At 51.6% G+C, this 1,322-nt stretch carries 1 pseudogene; it reads right to left on the reverse strand.

Annotated elements, in window-relative coordinates:
• Positions 1–81: 81 nt before the first annotated feature.
• Positions 82–1,167: pseudogene (locus F607_RS35905) on the reverse strand (M4 family metallopeptidase); the annotation flags it as partial.
• Between the last annotated feature and the right edge of the window lie 155 nt (positions 1,168–1,322).

Raw genomic sequence — 1,322 nt, forward strand, 5'->3', positions numbered from 1 at the left:
ACTAGTCAAACTAGTGGCTTACCTGTCAACGAGTTATTTGTAATCATGGCACTCCCTTGCCATGGTTACATTATGAGTTAATTATTCGACGTTCGACTCAACATCGCTTTGTTGCGAAGAACCTTCCTCCACTTGTTCATTCACTGGCCAATCACTTCCAGGTGGACCTGGAGGCCAAGGTCCTGTTGGCGGAGGCATGTTGGGACCTCCAGGAGGGATATTAGGTCCACCAGGAGGTGCTGGCGGCCAAGGGCCACCTGGCGGCATATTTGGTCCTCCGGGTGGTTTACCTGGGCCACCAGGTCCGCCTGGAGGCATTGGTGGCCATGGTCCTCCTGGGGGCATATTCGGCCCACCTGGCGGTATATTGGGCCCTCCAGGTGGAATACATGGACCACCGGGCTTACCGGGTCGTCCTGGTCTTCCAGGTCGCCCTGGGCGACCTGGCCACATAACTTGTTCATCTGCGCGTGAACCCTCAACATCTGCTTGCGGCCAACCTGGAGGCCATCCACCTGGAGGCATGTTCGGTCCACCTGGGGGCATATTGGGTCCTCCGGGCGGCATCGGTGGCCATGGTCCTCCTGGGGGCATATTGGGTCCACCTGGGGGAATACATGGAGGTTCTGGATCAGGTCCTGGTGGCTGAGGGTTAGGGCCTGGAGGTCGCGGATTAGGATCAGGGTTCGGTGGCTGAGGGCCTGGTCCTGGTGGCTCACCAGGGTTTCCGCCACAGCTTTTACCTAAACCCACAACGCCAAATGCAGCAATCACATCTGCCTCGGGGTAGCCTTTATCCTTAGCCGCTTTAACAACACCACAAGCACCTTGTTCAAAGTTCGTGTTTTGCTTCCAGTACATTTGGTTAGCAACCACCATCACTTCAAATGCTTTTTTAATATCCCAGCCATTGGTCGTTGCTAATGTGTAAAAAGCACGATTAAAGACACCACTTGAGTTATGAACATCCATGCCTTCACGGTATTGGCTGGCATGATCAATTGATACACCATCTTTACTCGGCTGCTTAAAAAAGCGAAGCGCTTCGCGACTTTTGGTAATCCTGCCACCCACTAACCAGTCGTTTTTCTTAAACATGTAAAATTCAGCAGCTTCTCCAGCCATATCAGAAAAGGCTTCATTAATACCACCTGACTGACCACGATAAACTAGATTTGAATTTTGCTGGGTGAAGCCATGACTTACTTCATGAGCAGCTACATCTAAGGCATTAAATTACCCACAATTTTGGGCGAGTTCAAAGCCTGCCTTCAGCTCATATAGTCTATTAAGACCACGCCAAATGACTGTATTACCTGGAG

The organism is Zooshikella ganghwensis DSM 15267 (genome assembly GCF_000428585.1).
GTDB classification, from domain to species: domain Bacteria; phylum Pseudomonadota; class Gammaproteobacteria; order Pseudomonadales; family Zooshikellaceae; genus Zooshikella; species Zooshikella ganghwensis.